General features: G+C 73.7%; 19 protein-coding genes. 12 read left to right on the top strand and 7 right to left on the bottom strand.

All coding sequences use genetic code 11. The features are described 5' to 3' along the window. Window positions 1–86: 86 nt before the first annotated feature. Both ABTY59_RS18420 and ABTY59_RS18415 read right to left on the bottom strand, forming a co-directional pair. Window positions 87–893, bottom strand: a complete 807-nt coding sequence (locus ABTY59_RS18420; RefSeq protein WP_352020009.1) for a bestrophin-like domain — start codon at window positions 891–893, stop codon at window positions 87–89. A gap of 167 nt (window positions 894–1060) precedes the next feature. Beyond that, window positions 1061–2839, bottom strand: a complete 1779-nt coding sequence (locus ABTY59_RS18415) for a CocE/NonD family hydrolase (RefSeq protein WP_352020008.1) — start codon at window positions 2837–2839, stop codon at window positions 1061–1063. A 391-nt stretch (window positions 2840–3230) separates the two neighbouring features. Between ABTY59_RS18415 and ABTY59_RS18410 the strand changes: the two genes are divergently transcribed. The 4 genes from ABTY59_RS18410 (at window position 3231) to ABTY59_RS18395 (ending at window position 6607) form a co-directional block, all read left to right on the top strand. Then, complete coding sequence (locus ABTY59_RS18410) at window positions 3231–4082, top strand: hypothetical protein (protein WP_352020007.1); 852 nt, start codon at window positions 3231–3233, stop codon at window positions 4080–4082. Window positions 4083–4492: 410 nt separating this feature from the next. Further along, window positions 4493–5284 (top strand): bestrophin-like domain, encoded by a 792-nt coding sequence (locus tag ABTY59_RS18405; protein WP_352020006.1) that lies wholly within the window; start codon window positions 4493–4495, stop codon window positions 5282–5284. Between the two features lie 73 nt (window positions 5285–5357). Next, on the top strand, window positions 5358–5888 hold the full coding sequence (locus tag ABTY59_RS18400) for an MFS transporter (RefSeq protein WP_352020005.1): 531 nt from the start codon (window positions 5358–5360) through the stop codon (window positions 5886–5888). Next, a complete protein-coding gene (locus tag ABTY59_RS18395; protein ID WP_352020200.1) occupies window positions 5795–6607 on the top strand; it encodes an MFS transporter in 813 nt (270 codons plus the stop codon). Before ABTY59_RS18400 ends, ABTY59_RS18395 begins: the two co-directional genes overlap by 94 nt. A gap of 96 nt (window positions 6608–6703) precedes the next feature. Here ABTY59_RS18395 and ABTY59_RS18390 read toward each other — a convergent pair whose 3' ends face one another. After that, window positions 6704–7099, bottom strand: coding sequence for a nuclear transport factor 2 family protein (locus ABTY59_RS18390; protein ID WP_352020004.1), 396 nt, complete (start codon window positions 7097–7099; stop codon window positions 6704–6706). A 91-nt stretch (window positions 7100–7190) separates the two neighbouring features. On the opposite strand from ABTY59_RS18390, the gene ABTY59_RS18385 reads away from it, so the two are divergent. Continuing rightward, window positions 7191–7775: a TetR/AcrR family transcriptional regulator gene (locus ABTY59_RS18385; RefSeq protein WP_352020003.1), complete on the top strand. Its 585-nt coding sequence runs from the start codon at window positions 7191–7193 to the stop codon at window positions 7773–7775. A 25-nt stretch (window positions 7776–7800) separates the two neighbouring features. Here ABTY59_RS18385 and ABTY59_RS18380 read toward each other — a convergent pair whose 3' ends face one another. Beyond that, window positions 7801–8754, bottom strand: a complete 954-nt coding sequence (locus tag ABTY59_RS18380; protein WP_352020002.1) for a terpene synthase family protein — start codon at window positions 8752–8754, stop codon at window positions 7801–7803. Window positions 8755–9149: 395 nt separating this feature from the next. On the opposite strand from ABTY59_RS18380, the gene ABTY59_RS18375 reads away from it, so the two are divergent. After that, complete coding sequence (locus ABTY59_RS18375; RefSeq protein ID WP_352020199.1) at window positions 9150–11237, top strand: AAA family ATPase; 2088 nt, start codon at window positions 9150–9152, stop codon at window positions 11235–11237. Between the two features lie 85 nt (window positions 11238–11322). On the opposite strand, the gene ABTY59_RS18370 is transcribed toward ABTY59_RS18375, so the two are convergent. Beyond that, a complete protein-coding gene (locus ABTY59_RS18370; RefSeq protein ID WP_352020001.1) occupies window positions 11323–12081 on the bottom strand; it encodes a MerR family transcriptional regulator in 759 nt (252 codons plus the stop codon). A 228-nt stretch (window positions 12082–12309) separates the two neighbouring features. Between ABTY59_RS18370 and ABTY59_RS18365 the strand changes: the two genes are divergently transcribed. The 5 genes from ABTY59_RS18365 (at window position 12310) to ABTY59_RS18345 (ending at window position 17681) form a co-directional block, all read left to right on the top strand. Then, entirely contained in the window at window positions 12310–12717 is a 408-nt protein-coding gene (locus ABTY59_RS18365; protein ID WP_352020198.1) for a YciI family protein, read from the top strand. 7 nt (window positions 12718–12724) lie between these two features. Next, on the top strand, window positions 12725–13870 hold the full coding sequence (locus ABTY59_RS18360; protein WP_352020000.1) for an RNA polymerase sigma factor: 1146 nt from the start codon (window positions 12725–12727) through the stop codon (window positions 13868–13870). A gap of 225 nt (window positions 13871–14095) precedes the next feature. Next, on the top strand, window positions 14096–15295 hold the full coding sequence (locus ABTY59_RS18355) for a S8 family peptidase (RefSeq protein ID WP_352019999.1): 1200 nt from the start codon (window positions 14096–14098) through the stop codon (window positions 15293–15295). A gap of 140 nt (window positions 15296–15435) precedes the next feature. After that, a complete protein-coding gene (locus tag ABTY59_RS18350; RefSeq protein ID WP_352019998.1) occupies window positions 15436–17076 on the top strand; it encodes a serine/threonine-protein kinase in 1641 nt (546 codons plus the stop codon). Further along, window positions 17073–17681 carry a hypothetical protein gene (locus tag ABTY59_RS18345; RefSeq protein WP_352019997.1) on the top strand — a complete coding sequence of 203 codons (609 nt, stop codon included), beginning with the start codon at window positions 17073–17075 and terminating at the stop codon, window positions 17679–17681. The genes ABTY59_RS18350 and ABTY59_RS18345 overlap by 4 nt, the downstream gene beginning before the upstream one ends. A 105-nt stretch (window positions 17682–17786) precedes the next feature. Here the strand turns inward: ABTY59_RS18345 and ABTY59_RS18340 are convergent, their stop codons facing one another. Then, window positions 17787–18455 carry a response regulator transcription factor gene (locus tag ABTY59_RS18340; RefSeq protein ID WP_352019996.1) on the bottom strand — a complete coding sequence of 223 codons (669 nt, stop codon included), beginning with the start codon at window positions 18453–18455 and terminating at the stop codon, window positions 17787–17789. Beyond that, complete coding sequence (locus ABTY59_RS18335) at window positions 18452–19666, bottom strand: sensor histidine kinase (RefSeq protein ID WP_352019995.1); 1215 nt, start codon at window positions 19664–19666, stop codon at window positions 18452–18454. Before ABTY59_RS18335 ends, ABTY59_RS18340 begins: the two co-directional genes overlap by 4 nt. A 119-nt stretch (window positions 19667–19785) precedes the next feature. Between ABTY59_RS18335 and ABTY59_RS18330 the strand changes: the two genes are divergently transcribed. Next, entirely contained in the window at window positions 19786–21327 is a 1542-nt protein-coding gene (locus ABTY59_RS18330; RefSeq protein ID WP_352019994.1) for a DUF1349 domain-containing protein, read from the top strand. Window positions 21328–21394 lie beyond the last annotated feature (67 nt).

Raw genomic sequence — 21394 nt, 5'->3', positions numbered from 1 at the left:
GCGCCCCAACGGTTCGCCACGCCACCCGTTCGCGCCCGGCGCGCGTCCGCGAGGCCCGCCGCTGAGGGCCGCTGCCGGGCGCCGGCTCAGGTCGCGACCCGCGTCCCGTCCGCGTCGCACGGCAGCGTGCCCGTCGGGTGGTCGGCGGTGAAGTCCTCCGTGATGTCCTCGGAGGCCTGTCGCATCACCTCGCCGGTGATGCGGATCCGGCCGGTGAACGGGCTGTCGATGTCCTCGATGAGCAGCAGGGAGCCGGTGAAGAGCCCCGCGAGCACGTAGAGCAGGACGAGGTGCGCGGGCCTGCGGTCGCGGGGCAGGCCGTAGGCGAAGGCGCCCACGGTGGCGGCCAGGGCCACGACCATGAACCAGTAGACGAACGAGGGGATGGCGGGGCTCGCTTCGGAGATCCGGGTCTGCCGGGCCTTGGACCGTTCGTCGTCGGCGGCCACCAGGAGGGGGAAGGTGGGGTCACCCCCGTGGGCGAGCTCCTTGAAGTGCCGCCGGAAGTCGGTGGACCAGACCGACGCGACGGGCGACTTCGAGCCGCCCTCGGCCATCAGGGGCCATTCGGCGGCCTCGATGGCCCGCGCGTAGCAGACGGCGGCGGCCTGGAGCCGCTCGCGCTGCGGTTCCGGGGCGTAGTCGGCCACCTCGTAGAGCTGGTCGACCCGGCCGGCCTCGGCCTCGACAGCTGCCGAGGCCGCACCGTACGACTCGGCCGCGACGACGATGACGAAGGCCACGAGGAGGACGGCGAGGGTCTCCAGGGGACTGATCAGGTCGCCGAACGACGCCTCGGCGTCCTCGTCGCCGGCGGGGCGCCGACGACGGCGCCGGCCGGCGGTCAGACCGAGTGCGAGTGCCGTGGCGATGGCCACGACGGTGATGGTCATGGTGAGGGTCATGATCATGGCCCCGGTGGGATCGGATGAGCGGACACCCCCCGCCGGCCTCAGCCCACCACGGGGCGGGGTGCGCCGCGACGGCGGTGACCCAGGTGGACCTGCGGCACCGGCACCCCGCGACCGGGGTGCCGGTGCCGGTCCCTGCCGGTCCCGTGTCAGCCGAGGGGCAGCACCAGGCGCGCGGCGGAGTCGTCGACGGAGGTGATCGTCGTGGTGCTGTCCGCGACGCTCGCGTCGGAGTAGAGCGGGTCCTTGCTGGTGAGGACCAGCATGAGCCGGTGCTCGGCGGCGAGGTCGTAGGCCGCGGGCTGGAGCCGCCAGACGGCGGTGCGGTTCTCACCCGGGGTGAGCTCGGTGAAGGTGAACGGCTCGTGCGTGATGATGCGGGCCGTGTGGTCGGCGCTGACGTCGAAGAGGTACGCGACGAGCGTGGTCTCCGTGGCCGTGCTGCGGACCGTGAGGGTCAGCTCGGGGACGCCCCGCACGCGACGGGCGGCGGGGAGCGGGGCGCTCGTCCACGCCGCGAGGTGCTGGCGGTCGAACTTGTCGGTCTCGTACGTCTTCGGGTTGCCCTGCCACTCGGCCTGGCCGGTCTTGATGATCTCGTCCACGGCGACGGCGTCCGTGAGCCGCCCCGCGGTGAACTCGCGCTTCCAGCCCGGCTCCGGCGCGGTGGTGACGAGGCCGCCGTCCTGGTGGGCGGCTTCCGACGTGGCGGTGAGGTACCACTGCTCGGTACCGGTGGTGACCTCGGACCAGGACGGCGCGTCCTCGCGGACGGACGGCGTGAACATGACCTGGCTGCGGACCGGCGACCACTCGGGGACGCCGTTGGCGGCACCGAGGACGTGGTGGTCCAGCCAGGCGAACGCCTCTTCCACGGGGACGTTCGGTCCGCTGCACGGGACGGAGAGCCCGGCGCCCTCGGGCGCGGCGTGGTCGCCGATCCACAGGTTGAGGTGCTTCGGCGCGGTGAGCTGCTCGAAGTGCCGGACGACCTGACCGGCCGGGAAGAGGGTCTCGTGCCAGGTGTTCGAGAGGAACGTCGGGACGCCGCGGGCGTTGGTCTCGTCGGCGTACGAGTGCGGCGAGCGCTCCTTGCCCCACGCCACGACGTCGTCGAGGTTCTGGCCGGTCAGGAAGTCGTGCAGGATCTGACGGGTGGCGGGGTCGAACTTGCGCGCCTCGGGGCCGCCCGTGAAGGCGATCAGGGCCTTCACCGCCGCCTCGTGGCGCGTGTCGTTCTGGTAGAGGCTGTCGGCCAGGTCGCCCCAGGTGCTGAGGGCCACGACCGCGTCCACGCGCCCGGCCGGGTCGTGCGCCGCGACGAGCTGGCTGATGCCGGAGCCGTACGACTCGCCGAGGAAGGCGATGCGGCTGGGGTTGAGGTGCTCCTGGGCGTAGTCGATGACGGTGGAGCCGTCGGCCCAGTCCAGCGGCCCGGCCACGTCGATGGTGCCGCCGGAGGTGAAGGGCGCGTCGACGTAGCCGCCGCCGGTGACGGGGAAGGTCAGGCCGATGCCGCGCGGGGTGTAGGCGAGCACGTGGTAGCCGCGCAGGGCCAGTTGGAGGTACGCGTACTCGAACAGGATCCAGCCGAAGGGGGTCCAGCCCGCGGGCACGATCACCACGGGGCGGGGCTCGTCGCCGTTGAGCTTGATGGTGTGGGCCGACAGCCGGACGCCGTCGTGGGCGGTGATCCTCGGGAAGCCGATGCTCGCCTTCGCCTTCACCTGCTCCGTCAGCGTCTGCAGGTCGGCGGGGAGCAGCGGTTGCTCCGCCGAGCCGTCCAGGGTGGCGATCAGTGCCTGCGCGAGGCCGGCGGCGGCGGGGTCGATCGTGGTGGGCGAGGTGTAGAGGCCGTTCTCGGCGATGTGGCGCACCTGTGCCGCGGTGACCGGGCTGACGGCGTCGTCTTCCTGCGGGTTGCTCACGAAGGATCCTCTCGGTACGGCCGGCCGGCGTCCGCCGGCCGGAACGGTCTCTCGGCGGACAGTTCTAGTCGCGTGCCGACGGCCGACACGGAGAACAGGCCAGCCCTGCCCTCGGCGGGGGATGTGCCGGTTTCACTCTCCAGAAGGGTTTGAAATTCTTTCGATACGTGGCACTCCGACGATCGGTCACGACACGGTTGTGACCGATCGGGCACAGTCATCGAAGGGAAGCGATCGATCGTCCTGAACTCGGCCCCCGTCCGGCAGGTCAGGGACACCCCGCGGCCCCGCCCCGGGTCTCCCGCTCGACCGGGTGACGGACGCCCGGCAACCGGCCGAGCCGCCCCGGGTGCGGAGGTGGGCGACCGGGCGAGCGGCGACAGTGGGCGGTGTGGACGTCGAGAAGGTCACCGAGGAGCTGTACGGGCTGAAGCCGGCGGACTTCGTCGCGGCCCGGGACGCCTACGTCGCCGAGGCCCGCGGGGCGAAGGACCCCACGTCGGCGAAGGCCATCGCCGCGCTGCGCAGGCCGGCCACGGCCGCCTGGGCGGCGAACCTGCTCGCCCGGGAACGGCCCCAGGAGGCGCGCGGGTTCCTGAGCCTGGGGAGGACCCTCAGGGAGGCGCACCGGACGCTCGACGCCGAGCGAATGCGGGAGGCGAGCCGGGAGCGGCACCGGCTCGTCGGCACGCTCGCCCGGACGGCCGCCGCGCTGGCGCGGGACGCGGGACAGCCCGTGAGCGACACCGTGGTCCGCGAGATCGAGCAGACCCTGCAGGGTGTGCTCGCCCACCAGGACGTGGCCGAGCTGTGGTCGAAGGGCCGGCTCGTGAAGGTGCCCGAGGCCGCCGTGGACTTCACGGAGATCACCCCGGACACGGTGCCGCCCCGCCCCGCGCCGAAGCGGGAGCGGAAGGAGAGGAACGGTGACACCGCGCGGCTCGACCGCGCCCGGGCCGCGGCGACGGAGGCCGATGCCGAGGTCGCCCGGCGCGAGCGGGAGCTCGACGAGGCGGAACGGGCGCGGCGGACGGCGGCGACGGCGGCCGGGGAGGCCGCCGACCGGGTCGGACGTCTTGAGGCCGACCTGCGGGAGGCCAGGCGGGCCCGGGGGGACACGGAGGCGGCCGCGTCCACGGCCGGCACGTCGGTGACGGCCGCGGAACGCGCCCTGAAGGAGGCACGCCGCACGGCGGACCGGGCGGCCCGCGCCCTGGAAGGCCTGGAGCGACACGACTCGTAGGGCCTGCCCGGCAACTCCCCCGGAGAAGGGGGGGTGAAGGGAGTCGTGACGGCGCAGGTCGCACAACCCTGTGTGTCACACCGGCCCGGGGGCCGGTGTCTTGAGGCCGAACACCTTGGAACACCCCAAGGCGAACACCTCGAAGCGGAGCACACGTCATGAGCGAGAACACCGAAGTGGTCGTGATCGGCGGCGGTTACGCGGGACGGCGTCCGCGCGACCCGTTCGTGACGAGCCTAGGTCGACCCCGACGGGCGGCGAGGAGCACGGAGTCGAGAGCCCGCTCCGGCCGCCGGAGCGCGGGACCGTGGCGACAGCGTGTTCCATCCCCGACACGAGCGAGTGATCATTCACCCGCGGGGTGGCCGAGCGGCGGGAACGGCCGCTCGGCGCACCTAGACTCCCCGCACATGTCGCTCTGGCTGCTCAATCACTTCAGCACCTTCACCCTGGCCGTGGTCACCGTCGGCGGAACGGTCCTCCTCGCCGTGGCCGGCAGCGTGCTGCTGCGTCGCAGGTACCCGTCGCTGGCCCGGGGAGAGCACAACGACATGGTCGGGGTGACCCTCGGCATGTTCGGCGCGATCTACGGGATCATCCTCGCGTTCGTCATCGTCACCCTCTGGACCCAGCTCGACAGCACGCAGACCATCGTCGCCAGCGAGGCGACCGACGCCGCGCTCATCGCCCGCGACGCCGCCGCCTTCCCGCCGGAGGTCCGCGCCGACCTCGACGCGGCCCTCAGCGGCTACGTCCACGCGGTCGTCGAGGACCAGTGGCCCCGCATGCGCGCCGGGCAGCCGAGCTACGGGGCGACCGAGACGCACCTCCGGACGGCGTTCTCCGTCCTCCAGGCGTACGACCCGAAGTCCCCGCGCGAGGAGGTCTTCTACGAGGAGGCCGTCACCCACCTCAACGACGTCGCCGCACAGCGCCGCGCCCGCCTGAACATGGCCGAGCAGGAACTGCCGCCCCTGCTCCAGGTCCTGGCCTTCGGCGGCGCGATCGTCCTCGTCCCGCTCACGTTCCTCTACGGCATGCGCAAGCTCCGGATCCAGCTGCTCTTCGTCGCCTCGGTCGCCGCCCTCATCGGCTTCAGCCTGCTCCTGGTCTTCGTCCTGGACCGCCCCTTCGCCGGCGACCTGAGCGTGAGCCCGGCCCCGTACCGCGAGGGCGCCCTCGCCCAGTACTGGGAGCGGTGAACGGAGCCGCCGGAGGGCGCCCCGATCTTCGTGCGACCGCGACGGTTTCTGCGGCGCTGCTAGCCTGCGGTCCATGATCAAGGACGGTTCGGCAGGCCGAATAGGCCGGATGGCGGGGGACACCGGGCCGGAGCGCGTGCTGGTCGCCGCCAGCTTCGTCAACCGGGTCGGCAATGGTCTGTTCAACGCGGCGTCGGCGCTCTATTTCACCTTGGTGGTGGGCCTCCCGGCGGTGCAGGTCGGCGCCGCGCTCACCATCGCCGGGGTGGTCGGCCTGTGCGCGGGGATACCCGGGGGTCATCTCGCCGACCGGCGCGGGGCACGCGTGATCATGATGTCGGCCCTCGCGGTCCAGGCGGTGTCGATGGCGGCCCTCGTCCTCGTCGAGAGCTGGGCCGCGCTCACGGTCATCGCGACCTTCGACCAGATCGCCGCGGCGGTCGGCGGGGCGGCGTGGGGCGCTCTGGTGGCCCGGGTCGGGGGTGAGCGACCGGCCGTGTCCGGGCGAAGCTGCGCACCTTCGTCAACCTGGGCGTCGTCCTGGGAACGACGGGTGCCGGGCTGGCCCTGGCCGCGGGCACCCGCGGCGCCTTTGTCACGCTGATTCTCGGCAACGCGGCGAGCTTCGCCCTGTGCGCGGTGCTGCTGCTCCTGCTGCCCCGCTGTCCGGTGCTGCCGGCGCCGCCGCAGCAGCGGCGCTGGCTGGTCTTCGCGGACCGGCCGTTCCTGGCGTTCACCGCCCTCTACGGGGCCATGGGACTGCAGTATCCGGTGGTCTCCCTGCTCCTGCCGATCTGGATCGCCGAGCACACCGAAGCGCCACGCTGGACGGTGGCCGCGCTGTTCGCCGTCAACTCCCTCTTCTGCGTGCTGACACAGACCAGGATCGGCTCGCGTATCGAGACCCCTGACGACGGCGGCAGGGCGTTTCGCACCGCGGGGCTGCTCTTCCTCGTCAGCTGCCCGATGATGGCGCTGGCGGCGTACGCCCCCGTCTGGGCGGCAGCGGGACTGGTCCTGGCGGCGATCTTCGTCCACAGCCTGGGGGAGGTCTGGGAGTCCTCGGCGTGCTTCGCCCTGGGTTTCGGTCTTGCCCCCGACCACGCCCAGGGCCAGTACCAAGGTGTCCTCGGCCTCGGCTTCAACGCGGGGCAGGCACTGGCCCCCGCGATCCTCACCACGGTGGTGCTGGGCCTCGGCACGGCGGGCTGGCTGCTGCTGGCCTCGTTCTTCGCCTTGCTGGGTGCCGCCGGCCCCTCCCTCGCCCGCTGGGGCATGCGGACCCGGCCGCAGCCGGGCGTTGCCGTGGAGGCGGCGCGATGACCAGGGAGTAGCTGCCAGGAGCCTTCCGCGTGCCCGGAGCGAAGCCGACGTCCGGATCCGGGTCGTACGCCTCGGGCACGGCCGGGATGACGAACCTCACGCCTGGTCGGACTCGGCGGCCAGCGGGACTTCGCCCGCGGTCTTGCTGAAGCCGAGCGCCTCCACGATCCGTCCGTCCGCCACCCGCATGACGTTGACGCCCTGCACCCACTGGTCCGGCCCGTCCCCGAAGCGGTACGTCCAGACGATCGTCGCGCGGTCGCCCGCCACGATCACCTCCTGCGGGGTGAACCGCGTGGCGTCGTCGTCGACGAGCGCCGTCCACCACTCCGTACAGGCTTCGCGTCCGGAGACCCGCTCCCCGCGCGGCGCCGGCTGGACGCTCTCCATGACGCAGTCCTCGGCGACCAGATCGGCCAGGAGGCCGGCCTCGCGCTCGGTGAACGCGCGGTTGAACAGGTCGATGACTTCGGCGGTGGTGCGTACGGACATGACGCCTCCTCGGAAGAGATAGACCGTTCGGTCTACGAGAACCATAGATAGACCGGTTGATCTACCGTGTCAACCGAGGGAGAATCGGTCCATGACCACTTCCGCGAAGCCCGGCCCCCGCGAGCGACTCCTGCTCACCGCACAGGAGTTGACGTACGCGCAGGGCGTCGGCGTGGGCGTCGACGCCCTCCTGAAGGGGGCCGGCGTCGCCCGCCGTTCGCTGTACGAGCACTTCGGCGGGAAGGACGGCCTCATCGCCGAGGTGCTGCGCCGCAGCACCGCCGAGGACGTGGAGCGCTACCGAGCCACCATGGATGCCGCCGGGGCCGACCCCCGGGCCCGTCTCCTCGCCGTCGTCGACCGGCTCGGCCGGATCGCCGCCGGCCCCGACTTCCACGGGTGCCGCTACCTCGCCGCCGACCTCGCGCTCACGGACCCGGACCACCCGGGGCACGAGGTCACGCGGGCCTACCGGCGGACCCTCCACGGCCTGTTCGAGGACGAGTTCGCCGCCCTCGGGCACGTGCGGCCGGGGTTCGCAGCCGACCAGCTCCTGCTCCTCGTCGACGGTCTCCTCGCGGCCGGCGCGACCCGCCCGGGCAGCGATCCCGCCGCCGCGGCCCGGGAGCTCGCCGGGCACCTCATCGACGCCTGCCCGGCCGGCGCTCCCGAGTGACGGTGCGGGAGAGGGGCCGCGCGGCTCAGCGCTCGTAGCGGCCGGTGTCGATCTCCCAGCGGTGGTAGCCGGAGATCCAGGAGGCGAGGCCGTCGACGTACCGGTGGGCCGCCGCGCGTGCGGCCGGGTCGAGGCCGAGGACGTCGCAGATCCCGGGAACCTCGGACGACAGCTCCACGAAGCGGTCGACCATCGTCTGGGCCTCGCTCATGACCTGGACGGCCGCCTCGGCAGGGGTGCCGCCGCGCTCCTCGCAGACGATCATCACCATGTTGGCGACGTCGCCGCGGGCGAGCTCCTGGGTGTACGAGTGCACGTCGTTGGTGAACGACGGTATGTCGGCGGCCAGTTGGCGCAGCCGACGGAACTCGGGGAAGTGCAGCACCTCCTGGGGCAGTTCGAAGTGGTTGAGCCGCTCGACCATGTCGAAGAGGGTCTCCATGGCGGCCGTGCCCCGCCGGAGCGCGAGATAGCTCTCCCGGTCGGGGAGGTGGCCCGACAGCCGGCCGGCGGCCTCGGCGGGGTGGCACGCGAAGTACCACTCCCAGTTGTACGCGGACCGGGCCCGCCAGCGGGCGGACATGCCGCGGGTGCTGCGATCCCAGAGATCGGCGAAGGCCCGCTCGACGGGTGTGCGGGCATCGGGGGCGGGCCCCTCCCCGTGCAGAAGCCCCGTCAGACGGGTGCAGATCTCGGCCACTTGGGCCGGAGCCCGGCCGAGCTCGGAGTCGAACCGGTCGTCGAAGAGGAAGTAGAAACTGAGCAGGTCGGCGGCGAGAGCGAGGTCTTCGGCGGGGGAGTCCGGGCTGGTGAACGCGGCGAGTCGGGGAACGTCCCACTTCTCGTACGCCGACAGGGAGAGGGTGGCGACGAGGCCGTCGTGACGGAGCAGCCAGTCCCGGTGGGGTCGGCCGACGAAGGCGCGGTGCGGGTTGCTGCGTGACGGAAACGGCAGGTCGAGCGTGGTCGCGTTGGACACTGGCCCCCCAGGTTTCTGATCCCCCGGGTGATCCCAAGACGCCCCCGGCGCGATCGAAGAGTACTTGAACTGATCATCAACTGCTAGAAGGGTCCGGCAGATCGCAATCAAGCCAACGGAACTGTTACGTCCGGATGGGCGGACAACGTTGGCGCAGGAGGGCCGGAAGGCGCCGAGGGTGACGGTTCCCGGTCTCGGTCACGCGTTCTTCCGTTCGTCGCGGCGGGTGGTTCGTGCTCCGTCCGCGCCACCTGAGGGTGGCGGAGCGCGTTGGGGTTGCCGTGACGCCGGGTGCAGTGACGGTTCTGCATCCGGGACCTGCGGTGTCCGTACCGACCTTCGCCCCTCGGCGGGACGGTGGCGAACGACGATCTGGAGGATGCGCGGTGCCGGAGATGTGGACTCGGGACGACGGACACGACACCAGGCTCGCGGGCCGCGTCCTGGACGGCCGCGCCCTCTTCGGGCGCGACGAGGAACTCGCCGCACTCCGGCGCGCCCTGACGGAGCACCGACTCGTCACCGTGACCGGCGCGGCCGGGACGGGGAAGAGCCGACTGGCCCTGGCCGTCGCCACCTCGTGTCCCGACGGCACCTGGCGGACGGTGCTCCGGGTGCGCTGGCACGACGGGATCCCCGTGGGACGCCGGGCGTTGACCGCGAGGGTCGACCGGGCCCTGGCCCTGGCGGGGCCGCCCGACGGGCCCGCCTCCCCACCGGGCCGCGCCGACCGGGACGGGCGTGCGGACCCGGACCCCGCCGAGCCGGGGCGCACCCGCCCCGAGGCCGCCGCCGACGACGGGCGTGCGGACCCGGACCCCGCCGAGCCGGGGCGCACCCGCCCCGAGGCCGCCGCCGACGACGTGCTGCTCCTCCTGGACGACGTCGACCCCGTGCACACGGAGTGCACCGGCCTGGTCCAGACGCTCCTGATGTCCCGGCCGGCCGTACGGATCCTGGTGACCTCGCGCCGCCCGCTCGGCCTCGGTGACGAGAACGTGGTCAGACTGGCTCCGCTGGCGGTGGACGCGGCGCCCGGCCGGGCGGACGTGTCCCCCGCGGCGGCCCTGCTCATCTCCCGGGCGCGGGAGCGCGGCTGGAGCGAGGAGCCCGACCCCGCCGCCGTGACCCGGGTGTGCCGCCTCCTCGAAGGCGTACCCCTCGCCCTCGAACTGGCCGCGGGCCGGCTGGGGGAGTGGACGCTGGACGAACTCGCCACCCACCTCGCGTCCGGCCAGTGCGGGCTCGCCGACCCCGCCCCGCTCCTGCTGCGGCACCGTACGCTCCGCGCCTCCATCGGGGCGGTCCACGCCCTGTGCGAACCGGCGCAGCGCAAGGTCTGGCGCCGGCTCAGCGTCTTCGCGGGCCCCTTCACCGAGGCCGCGGCGGTCTTCGTGTGCTCCGGTTCCGACCTCGCACCGCACGAGGTGCCTCCCGCCCTGGCGATGCTGGGCGCCATGGGCGTCCTCCGGACCCTCGGGGACCCGGGCGCGGTGCGCCCGCAGCGCCACCGCATGGCCCTGGCCGCCCGCGACTTCGGTACGGAGCGGCTCGCCGCGGCGGGCGAACGGCCCCTGACACGGGACCGGCACGCCGCCCATCTCCGCGGTGTCGCGGCCGTCGCCGAGACCCTGTGGCACACCGGCCTCCAGCGCCAGGCGCTGCGGACCGTCCGGGAGGAGTACGAGGACCTGACGGACCTCGTGCGCCGTGCCGAGGGCGGGAGCGGGCACCCCGAGACGGCCCTGGCGGTCGTGCTGCACCTCTGGTTCTGGTGGGCGGTCCACGAACACGCCGGCGAGGGCGGCGACCACCTGCGCGTCCTGCTGACCCGGGTGGCGGCCGACAGCCCACTCGTGGCGCGGGCCCGCTGGCTCGCGGCCTGGCTCTGCGCGGCCCGGGACCCGCGGGCGGCGGACGCCCTGCTGTCCCTGGCCTGGCCGGCGGCCGTCCTCGCCGGCGACGACGCCCTCCTGGGCCGCATCGCCCACGTGCGGGGAACCCTCGCATGGCAGCGACGGGACGCCGCCGCGGCCGCCGCGTACTACCGGCAGGCGGCCGACGGCACCCCCGGCGGCGTCCCCGGAGGCCCGTCACCCGCCGTGAGCCTGGCCGCCCTGGCCGTGGTGCAGGCGCACCACGCCCCCGAGGCAGCGGCCCGCACCGCCCACCGCGCCCTCGCGCAGCCGACCTGCGCGAACGACGCCTGGGCCGCGGCCCTCGCCCACTACGCCCGCGCCTTCGCCGACCACCGTGCCGGACGCACCGGCCGCGCCCGGCACCGCGCCCGGCGCGCCCTCGCGGACCTCGAAGCCCGGGTCGACGCCCCGCAGGCGCACCGCGCCCTGCGGCTCCTGCTGACCGCGCTCGACCCGGCCACGTCCGCGTCCGGCGCGCCGACCGCGCGCCCCCGCCCGCCCGTGCCCGCCCCCCGCGAGGGGACGCGCACCCCACCGGTGGCGGCGGACCTGGCCCGGCGATGACACGACGGCGCGCACCGGGGTCCCCACCGGTCGGCAGGCACGCCGCCACCGAGGGGCCGCATCCCCGGTGGCGGCCCGCCCCCGCTCAGCTCGGCGCGGACGCGGCGTACGCCTCGATCGCCTCCCGCTGGTACGCGGCGAGGCCCGGTGCGATCGACTCGTACGCGGCGAGCCACTGCTCGTTGTCCACGCACGACCGGCCGAAGGCCCGGTACTCCTCGACGGAGGCCGCACGCAGCTCGGTCAGGGCCCGGTACTGGGCGGCCGTCTCCGCCTGCACCGCTGCGGCGTCGGCCGGCAGGCCGGAGGCCATCAGCTCGGCCAGCCGCACCATCCGCGCCGTGCGCTCGCGCTGCCCGGCCTCGACGTCCTCGGCGGACATCGCGGCCACCCGGCGGGTCACCGCCTCGGCGTGCTCGGGGAAGCCGCGCAGGCCCTCCTCGTACTGGGCGGGCTGGATGCCCTCGAACAGGTTCTCGGGTCGGTTGATCGTCATGGTCGTGCCGTCCTTCCTGGACTGCTCCAGTTCGCCGATCGTGCGGAGGACGGTGCCGGCCAGGGCGTCCAGCCGGTCCCGCTCGTCGAGCAGCCGCCGGTGGTGGCCGCGCAGGGCCTCCACTTCGTCGACCTGCTCGGTCAGGACCCGGCCGATCTCGGGGAGCCCCAGGCCCAAGGCCCTCAGGACGAGGACCTGCTGCAACCGCAGGAGTTCCCGCTCCCCGTAGTGACGGTGGCCGCTGGGCGCGATCCGGGCCGGCGGCAGCAGACCGATCTCGTCGTAGTGCCGCAGGGTCCGCGCGGTCACGCCCGACATCCGGGCGACCTCCGCGATCGGCCAGTCCATCGCCGCCTCCCACACGAGTGCGTTCCGGGGCCGGCCTCTCCGGCCCTGTTCAGGACGGTAGAAGCTGCCGCAACGGCAGCTTCAACCCCGCGCCCCGTTCCGCCGCGGAACCCGGGTGGGACGGAGACGCGGAAAAAGTACCCGTGGTGATGTCGAGAAGCCGTGGCCCGCTCCGTCCCCGGGGTGAGAGCGACCAGAATGGGCCGCACCGGCACCGAGGAGAACACCATGGCGAAGTACCTGCTCCTGAAGCACTACCGCGGCGCTCCGGCTCCGGCCAACGACGTGCCGATGGACCAGTGGACCCCGGAGGAGATCTCCGCGCACATGCGGTACATGCACGACTTCGCGGCCCGGCTGGAGAAGACCGGCGAGTTCGTCGACGGCCAGGCCCTCGCCCCCGAGGGAACGTGGGTCCGCTACGACGGCGAGGGCCGCCCGCCGGTCACCGACGGCCCGTTCGCCGAGACGAAGGACCTCATCGCCGGCTGGATGGTGATCGACGTCGACAGCCACGACCGCGCCGTCGAGCTCGCCGGGGAGCTGTCCGCCGCGCCCGGCGCCGGCGGGAAGCCGATCCACGAGTGGCTGGAGCTGCGCCCCTTCCTGTCCGCCCCGCCCACCATCACGGACTGACCGCCCCGTGGACGAGGCACTGCTCCGCAGCCTCACCCCGCGCGTCCTCGCCGTCCTCGTCCACCGCGGAGCCGACTTCGCGGCGGCCGAGGACGCCGTCCAGGACGCCCTGGTCGAGGCGGTCCGGGTCTGGCCGGCCGACCCTCCCCGGGACGCCAAGGGGTGGCTGGTCACCGTGGCCTGGCGCAAGTTCCTGGACGCCGCCAGGGCGGACACCGCGCGGCGGCGGCGCGAGGACCGCGTCGACGAGGAACCGGCGCCCGGTCCCGCCCCGGGGGTGGACGACACGCTCCAGCTGTACTTCCTGTGCGCCCACCCCTCACTGACACCGTCGTCGGCCGTCGCGCTCACCCTGCGCGCGGTCGGCGGCCTGACCACCCGGCAGATCGCGCAGGCCTATCTCGTCCCCGAGGCGACCATGGCGCAGCGCATCAGCCGCGCCAAGCGCACCGTCTCGACGGTGCGCCTCGACCGCCCCGGCGACGTCGCCACCGTGCTGCGCGTCCTCTACCTGGTCTTCAACGAGGGCTACTCCGGTGACGTCGACCTCAGCGCCGAGGCCATCCGGCTCACCCGGCAGCTCGCGGCCGCCGTCGACCACCCGGAGGTGGCGGGACTCCTCGCCCTCATGCTGCTCCACCATGCCCGGCGCGCCGCCCGCACCGCACCCGACGGCAGTCTGGTGCCGCTCGCCGAGCAGGACCGACGCCGCTGGGACACCACGGCGATCGCCGAGGGCGTGGAGATCCTGCAGGCGGCCCTCGCCCGGGACCGCCTCGGCGAGTTCCAGGCGCAGGCCGCCATCGCCGCGCTCCATGCCGACGCCCCCACGGCCGGGGAGACCGACTGGGTGCAGATCGTGGAGTGGTACGACGAGCTCGCGCGTCTGACGGAGAGCCCGGTCGTCCGCCTCAACCGCGCGGTCGCGGTCGGCGAGGCCGACGGACCGCGCGCCGGTCTGGCGGTGCTCGCGGAGCTGGACGGCTCCCTGCCCCGGTACGCGGCGGTGGCGGCGTACCTCCACGAACGCGCCGGAGACCTCACGACGGCGGCCCGTCTGTACGCCGAGGCGGCGGGGAAGGCGGCCGACGCACGGGAGCGCGACCACCTGACCCGTCGGGCCGCCCGACTCAACACCCTCCTGCGCCACTGACCTCCGCCCGCCTCCCGTCCCGAGCGGCGCCGAACGTGACCGTTTCACGGAGGAGTTCGCGGCATGGCGTGAGGAACGTGGAGGCGATGCGGGGGGCTTTTTAAGAAACCTTGTTGAATAACCCCCTACCCCCGGTTCGCACTTGATTTGCTCCTGCCAACCCGCACAGGGTTTCTCTCGAACGTTTGACGCCCCACACGTCAACACGAGGAGAGATCCCTTTTCATGGCAACTCACAAGCGATCCCGCGGACTTCGAAACGCGGCCATAGCCGCAGGAGTAGCAGGCGCCGCCACCGTGGCGCTGCTCGCGGGCAACATCGCCGGCGCGGCCGCACCGGCCGAGGGCACCGTGCACGGACTCGGCGCCCCCGGCGCCGTCGCCGGCAGCTTCGTCGTCATCCTCGACGCATCCGCGAACAAGGCGGACCTCGCGAAGAAGTACGGCGGAACACTCCAGCGCTCCTACGGCTCGGAGGTCAACGGCTTCTCGGCCTCGGGCCTGACCGTCCAGGAGGCCAAGCGGCTCGCCGCCGACCCCGCCGTCGACACGGTCGTCCAGAACAAGCGCTTCACCATCAACGAGACCCAGGAGAAGCCCCCGTCCTGGGGTCTGGACCGGATCGACCAGACCGAGACGACCGGTGACGAGAAGTACACCTACCCCGACGCCGGCGGAGAGGGCGTCACCGCGTACGTCATCGACACCGGCGTCCGGATCACGCACCAGGACTTCGGCGGCCGCGCCGCGCACGGCTTCGACGCCATCGACAACGACGACACGGCCGACGACGGCAACGGCCACGGCACGCACGTGGCGGGCACCATCGCCGGCACCTCCCACGGCGTCGCCAAGAAGGCCAAGATCGTCGCCGTGCGGGTGCTCGACGACAACGGCTCCGGCACCACCGAGCAGGTCGTGGCGGGCATCGACTGGGTGACGAAGAACCACTCCGGCCCCTCCGTCGCGAACATGAGCCTCGGCGGCGGCGCCGACGAGGCTCTCGACGCGGCGGTCCAGCGCGCCATCGCCTCCGGCGTGACCTTCGCGGTCGCCGCGGGCAACGAGTCCTCCGACGCGGGCCAGGGCTCGCCGTCCCGCGTGCCCGAGGCCCTCACCGTGGCCTCCAGCACCAAGGACGACGAGCAGTCGGACTTCTCGAACTTCGGTGCCGTGGTGGACCTGTACGCCCCCGGCTCCGAGATCACCTCGGACTGGAACGACAGCGACACCGGCGTCAAGACCATCTCCGGGACGTCGATGGCCACGCCCCACGTGACCGGTGCGGCGGCCCTCTACCTGGCGGCCCACCCGTCGGCGACGCCCGCCGAGACGGCGGCCGCGCTGACCGGGGCCGCCACCCCGGACGCCATCAAGAACGCCTCCTCCGGCACGGCGAACAAGCTCCTGAAGGTCACCCCGTAACAACACCGCGTCTCGGACGGCCCCCCACGACCCGTGGGGGGCCGTCCCCGTTTCCTCCTCCCCCTTTCGCCCGGAACCGGCCGTGGCGAGAATCTGTCCCTGTGGGGGAAGGCAGCTGCGGCGCCGAGGGGGGAACGGGGATGAACGCGTGGATCGTCCCGGGATACACGGAGTCCCGGGAACTGGGGGCGGGCGGCAGCGGACGCGTGGCGCTCGCCACCCACGACGCGACCGGACTGCCGGTGGCGGTCAAGTACCTGAGCGAGCGGCTGCGCTCGGACGAGACGTTCGTCCGCGGCTTCCGCTCCGAGGCCCGGCTCCTGGGCGCCCTCGACACACCGCACGTCGTGGGGCTCTACGAGTACGTCGAAGCACCGGCGGGCGCGGCCATCGTCATGGAACTGGTCGACGGCATCGCGCTGCGCGCCCTCCTCGCCCGCGAGGGCGCGACCGGGCCCGAGGCCGCCCTCGCGGTCCTCAAGGGCTCGCTCCTCGGCCTCGCCGCCGCGCACCGGGCCGGCGTCGTCCACCGCGACTACAAGCCCGAGAACGTCCTCGTCGCCGCCGACGGCTCCTCCAAGCTGGTCGACTTCGGGATCGCCGCCGGACGGGACAGCAGACCCGGCATCGCCGGGACGCCCGCCTACATGGCGCCCGAACAGTGGAACGGCGCGCCCGCCTCGCCCGCCGCCGACGTCTACGCGGCGACCGCGACCTTCTTCGAGTGCCTGACCGGCCGCAAGCCCTTCGCGGGCGACAACTTCGCCGAACTCGCCCTCCAGCACCTGGAGGCGCCCGTACCCGACGGACAGGCACCGGAGGCCCTGCGCCCGCTGATCCGGCGCGGCCTGGCCAAGACCCCGGACGAGCGGCCCGAGAACGCCGAGGTGTTCGTCGGCGAACTGGAGGCGGTCGCCACGGCCGCGTACGGACCGGACTGGGAGGAGCGGGGGCGCGGCCGGCTGGCGGCCCTCGCGGCACTCCTGCCGCTGCTCTTCCCCTCCTCCGGCGGCCCGGCCCAGGGAACGACGGCGCTCGCCACGACGACCCTGCCCGCACCACCGGCGCGGCGCCTCGGCCGGAGGCTTCCGCAGGGGCTGCCCGCGGGGGCGGCCGCACTGGTCCTGGCACTGCTGCTCGCCCTCGCCGCACGGGCCGGGGCAGGGGTGCCGGACGGGGACCGGGCGGCGCAGGCCTTCGCGACGACGAACACGACACGGAGCCCGAGCGCACCGGCGCCGCAGGAGTCTCCGACGCCACCGCCCACGTCGGCGCCACCCACCACGGCGGAGCCCACGGAGACGACGACGCCTCCGACGCCGCCACCCACCACGACCACCCCGCCCACCACGACCGCGCCACCCACGGCGACCACCCCGCCCACGACTCCACCGCCGACGACACCCCCGACCACCCAGGCGCCCCCGACGACCGAGGCACCCCCGACGAAGCCCCCGGTCTCCGTCACGGCGGTCTCGGTCACGAGCCTGCGCCAGACGGGGCCGACGACCGCCGAGGCCACAGTCGAGGTCACGACGGACGGAACGGGCCCGGTGGCGCTCCTCGTCGAATGGTTCACGGGCGACGAGAAGGGCACGCCGGGCGCGCCGGACGGCTCGGAGACGCTCCGGCGCGAAGGAGCGGACCGCTACACGTTCACGCTCACGCACACGGTCCAGGGCAGCGGCTGCTACTGGGGAGTGCGCGCCACCACGGACCCGGCCGCCCCGAACGGCGGCTCCCTGCAGCAGATCTTCATCAGGCGGTGTGTGATCACATGAACGACGACGCCTACAGCGCCACCGAACTGGGCAGCCACTGGTTCGAGGGCCCCACACCGGACCCCACACCCGACCGCGTGGAGGGCGACGTCCTCCGCTTCGGACCGGGCGTGACGGCCGCCGCGGCCCGCCGCGCCGCGCACACCCCCACGGCGGCCCAGATCTGGCACGGCACGCTGCCCGGCACCCCACCACCCCGCCCGCGCCGCTCCCGGCGGCGCGCGCTGCGGTACGCGCCGGCGGCCCTGATCCTCCTCCTCACCCTGGCGCTCCTCGCCTGGCGCGAGTACGGCCCCCGGGTCTCGGTCCGGGACGTGACGGTCACCGTGCCGGAAGGACGGCTCGGCTGCGACGGCACGGCGAACGTCCTGGCCGTCGTCCGCACCGACGGCCGCCCGGGCACGCTCACGTACCACTGGGAACGCAGCGACGGCACGCACTCGGCCACCCTCCGCGAAACGGTGCCCCGAGGCAGCGACGAGGCCCGCCTCCACCTCCTCTGGACCTTCGAGGGACGAGGCACCCACGCGGCGGTGGCCCGCCTGGTCCTCACGTCCCCCACCCGCCACACGGCCGAGGCGACGTTCACGTACCGCTGCGACTGAGACCGCCGGACCTCGGCGCTCACCGGCACTTCCCGAGAACCCGCTCCCTCACGTGCACCGGCAGTGATGACCGATGCAGCCGCAGGGGCGGCCGGTGCGTCCACCTCATTCCGACGGCGGGGCGATGCGGTAGCCCACCCCGGTCGTCGTCGTGATGACGGGAGGGCCGCCCAGCTTCCGGCGCAGCCTGCTGACGGTGACCGTCACGGTGTGGGTGAACGGATCGGCGTTCTCGTCCCACACCCGCTCCAGCAGCGCCTCGGCGCTCAGGAACCCCGGAGCGGCACGCAGGAGCGCCTCCAGGACGGCGAACTCCTTGACGGACAGGGCGATCGGATGACCGTCCCGGAGGACGGTGCGGCGCACCGGGTCGAGTTCGAGGCCGGCGGCACGCAGCGTACGGGCCCGTGCCGACGGTCTGCGGTGGGCCAGGGCCCGGACGCGCAGGACCAGTTCGGGGAAGTGGAAGGGCTTGGCGAGATAGTCGTCGGCTCCGAGGGTGAGCCCGCTGACCCGGTCGCCGGGTGCGCCCGCCGCGGTCAGCATGAGGACCATCGGACGGTCGTCCTGCCCGGTGATCATCTGACAGAGCACGTCCCCGTGGATACCGGGCAGATCCCGGTCGAGGAGCACCACCTCGTACGCGTGCGCGTCGAGCTTCGCGGCGGCCTCCAGTCCGTCGTGCGCGAGGTCGACAGCCATCCCCTGGTCCCGCAGCCCCTCGGCGACGACCTCGGCGAGGGGCCGCGCGTCCTCCACCAGCAGAACCCTCACGCCCGCACCCCCGCCCGTACGGCGTCGTGCTCCGGCGCGGCGGACGCCAGCGTCACGCTCACGCTCAGACCGCCCTCCGGACGCGCCAGGAGCGCGAGCCGGCCGCCGTGCGCGGCGACGATCGCCGCCACGATCGACAGGCCGAGGCCCGCGTGCCCCTCCGCTCCCGTACGGGCGACGCCGAGCCGCTCGAACGGCCGCCCGAGCCGGTCCACCTGGCTCTGCTCCAGGACGTCGCCGCCGGTCTCGACGACCAGGCGCACCCCGGAGCCGTCACCGTCGGCGGCGACCCGGATCCAGCCGCCCTCCCGGTTGTGGGTGATCGCGTTGTCCACGAGGTTGCGCACCATCCGGGCCAACAGCACCGCGCTGCCCCGCGTCCGGACCGTCGGATCCACCTCGGCGTCGAGGGTCAGGGCCTTCGCGGCGATGCCGGGAGCCAGGTCGCCCAGCGCCTCCCGCGCCAGCTCGCCCAGCGACACGAGCGTCCGGTCGGAGAAGGCGCCGTGCTGCGCCCGGGCGAGGAGGAGGAAGCCGTCGAGGAGGAGGTCCACGCGGTCCAGCTCGGCCCGCACCCGGTCGGCGAGCAGCACGGTCTGCGCCGCCGGCTCCGGTTTGGCGACGGCCACGTCCAGCGACGCCCGGATCGTCGCCAGCGGCGTACGGAGCTCGTGCGAGGCGTTGCCGACGAAACGGCGCTGTGCGACGAACGAGGCTTCGAGCCGTTCGAGGAGGCCGTCGACGGTGTCGGCGAGTTCCTTGACCTCGTCGGCGGGACCGGTCACGGCGAGCCGCTCGTGGAGGTTCTCGGCGGAGACCCGCCGTGTCGCCGCGGTGATGAGCCGCAGCGGGCGCAGGACCCGGCGGGCCAGCAGGCGCCCGAGGAGGAGGGACAGGCCCGCCATCACCACCAGGGCGATGAACGAGGCGACGATCCACCGCCGCTGCTCCTGCGCGTGCACCTCCGCGAGCAGGCTCCGCAGGTCCCGGATCTGCGCCTGAGCCGCGGCGAGTTCGGGCGAGGTGCCAGGAGCGGTCGCGGGGACGCCGCCGGGTGCCGGTACGGACAGCCGGACACCGGACATCACGTACGTCAGGACGAGCAGGACGGTCCCGGACCCGAGGAACCCCGCCGTGTACAGGATCGTGAAGCGCCGTCCGACCGTTCCGCCGCGCGGCGTCCACCCGCTCGCCGCTCCCGTGTCCCGCATCCCCGTGCTCCCCGCTCCCGCGTGTGTCAGGCCGGACCCAGCATGCCCCGCCGCACCTCACAGCGAGATGACAACGACCGTTCGGACCCTGTGACGGCGCCACCCGTACAACCGTGGTCATGCCTTCGAACCACGCGATACGCGACGCGGTCCACCGCGAGTGGACCGGCTTCCGCCGTCCGGGCAGGCTGATCGCCATGGCGACGGCGATGCTGGCGATCGTCGCCCTCGGACTGCTGTACGCCTCCGGCAACCACGCGTCCTGCGACGGACCGTGCCCCGTCGAGCCCACCGGGCCGGACGGATCCCTCGTCGACGACCAGTTCTCCCTCCTGCACCGCGAACTCGGCGAACACGGCGGCATCACCGTCCGGATGACGTCCCTGACGGGCACGATCACCTACCCGCCACCGCACCACGACCGGATCGTCCCCGGCCTCGTGCCCTGGGCGAAGGCCGGGATCGTCATCAAGGACGGGACCCGCCAGGGTTCCTCGTACGCGGCTCTCATGGTCACCGGTGCCCATGGCGTCCGCATGCAGTACGACTACCGCCACGACATCGCCGGAAGCGACGGCGACGGCAGTGAGGTCTCCACCCGGGTCCCGCGCTGGCTGAGGCTGACCCGGTCCGGCGAGACCGTCACCGGCCACGAGTCCGCCGACGGCACGCACTGGACGCGGGTCGGCACGGCGCGCCTGCCGGGGCTGCCCCGGACCGTACGGGTCGGCCTCTTCGCCACGTCGCCGGGCGACCTGACACTCCGGCGCGTCGCACTCGGCGGCGCCACGGAGCAGGTGCGCTGGACCCAGGCCGTCGGCGTCTTCGACCAGGTCCGGCTCACCGGTACGGCCCCCGGCGCGAGGTGGCGGAGCGACACCGTGGGGGAGGCGAACCGGACCGACTGGGAGAAGTACGTCCGGGCCTCCGGCGCGGTCGAGAGGAACGGCACGGTCACCGTCACCGGCTCCGGCGACATCGGTCCGGCGGGCGCGGTGGACGGCGCCCGGCCGGTCGAGCGGACTCTCGGCGGCCTGGGCCTCGCCCTGCTCGTCGTGCTCGTGGTCGGGGCGCGGCTCGCCACCACGGCGTCCCGTCGTACGGCAGCGGGCGGCCCACCGCTCACCCGCGGGGAACTCGCCGCCAAGGCGGTCGTCCTCGCGGCCGTCACGTTCGCGACCGGGCTCCTGGCCACGGGCGTCGTGCTGCCGGTCGGCGTGGCGATCCTGAAGGGGAACGGCATCCCCGTCCTCCCCGTGTCCGCGCTCACGGGCACGCGGATCGTCGTCGGCACCGCAGCGGCGCTCGCCCTCGCCGCCGTACTGTCCCTCGCGCTCGGCGCCCTGCTGCGGCGCGCCCGGGCCGCGATCCCCGTCGCCGTCCTCGCGGTCGCCGTGCCGTACCTGGTGACGTCGTTCCCGCTGCTTCCCGACGGCCTCGCGCGGTGGCTGCTGCGTGTCACCCCGGCCGCCGGCTTCGCCACGCAGCAGTCGCTGATCGCGTATCCGCAGCTCACCGCCCACTACGCGCCCTCCACCGGCTACTTCCCGCTCACCTGGTGGGCCGGAGCGGGCGTACTGGGCGCGTACGCGGCGCTGTTGCTGGGGCTGGCCCTGAGGCGGCTGCCGGGTGCGGGCACACCGGGGACGGACCCGCGTTAATCGGTGGTGTGCGGGGCGGCGGGACTTGTAGGTTGGCGGAGCGACCGCGCCTCCGATGCGCTCGGCT

The sequence above is a fragment of the Streptomyces sp. NPDC096079 genome, assembly GCF_040303145.1.
Lineage (GTDB): Bacteria > Actinomycetota > Actinomycetes > Streptomycetales > Streptomycetaceae > Streptomyces.
This window is presented reverse-complemented; position numbering and strand designations above follow the sequence as displayed.

Coding starts and splice junctions, on each gene's coding strand:
- ABTY59_RS18405 (WP_352020006.1), top strand. CDS start 4,493: ATGTCGCTCTGGCTGCTCAATCACTTCAGCACCTTCACCCTGGCCGTG.
- ABTY59_RS18335 (WP_352019995.1), bottom strand. CDS start 19,666: ATGCGGGACACGGGAGCGGCGAGCGGGTGGACGCCGCGCGGCGGAACG.
- ABTY59_RS18400 (WP_352020005.1), top strand. CDS start 5,358: ATGATCAAGGACGGTTCGGCAGGCCGAATAGGCCGGATGGCGGGGGAC.
- ABTY59_RS18390 (WP_352020004.1), bottom strand. CDS start 7,099: ATGTCCGTACGCACCACCGCCGAAGTCATCGACCTGTTCAACCGCGCG.
- ABTY59_RS18385 (WP_352020003.1), top strand. CDS start 7,191: ATGACCACTTCCGCGAAGCCCGGCCCCCGCGAGCGACTCCTGCTCACC.
- ABTY59_RS18375 (WP_352020199.1), top strand. CDS start 9,150: ATGTGGACTCGGGACGACGGACACGACACCAGGCTCGCGGGCCGCGTC.
- ABTY59_RS18365 (WP_352020198.1), top strand. CDS start 12,310: ATGGCGAAGTACCTGCTCCTGAAGCACTACCGCGGCGCTCCGGCTCCG.
- ABTY59_RS18345 (WP_352019997.1), top strand. CDS start 17,073: ATGAACGACGACGCCTACAGCGCCACCGAACTGGGCAGCCACTGGTTC.
- ABTY59_RS18330 (WP_352019994.1), top strand. CDS start 19,786: ATGCCTTCGAACCACGCGATACGCGACGCGGTCCACCGCGAGTGGACC.
- ABTY59_RS18350 (WP_352019998.1), top strand. CDS start 15,436: ATGAACGCGTGGATCGTCCCGGGATACACGGAGTCCCGGGAACTGGGG.
- ABTY59_RS18370 (WP_352020001.1), bottom strand. CDS start 12,081: ATGGACTGGCCGATCGCGGAGGTCGCCCGGATGTCGGGCGTGACCGCG.
- ABTY59_RS18420 (WP_352020009.1), bottom strand. CDS start 893: ATGACCATCACCGTCGTGGCCATCGCCACGGCACTCGCACTCGGTCTG.
- ABTY59_RS18355 (WP_352019999.1), top strand. CDS start 14,096: ATGGCAACTCACAAGCGATCCCGCGGACTTCGAAACGCGGCCATAGCC.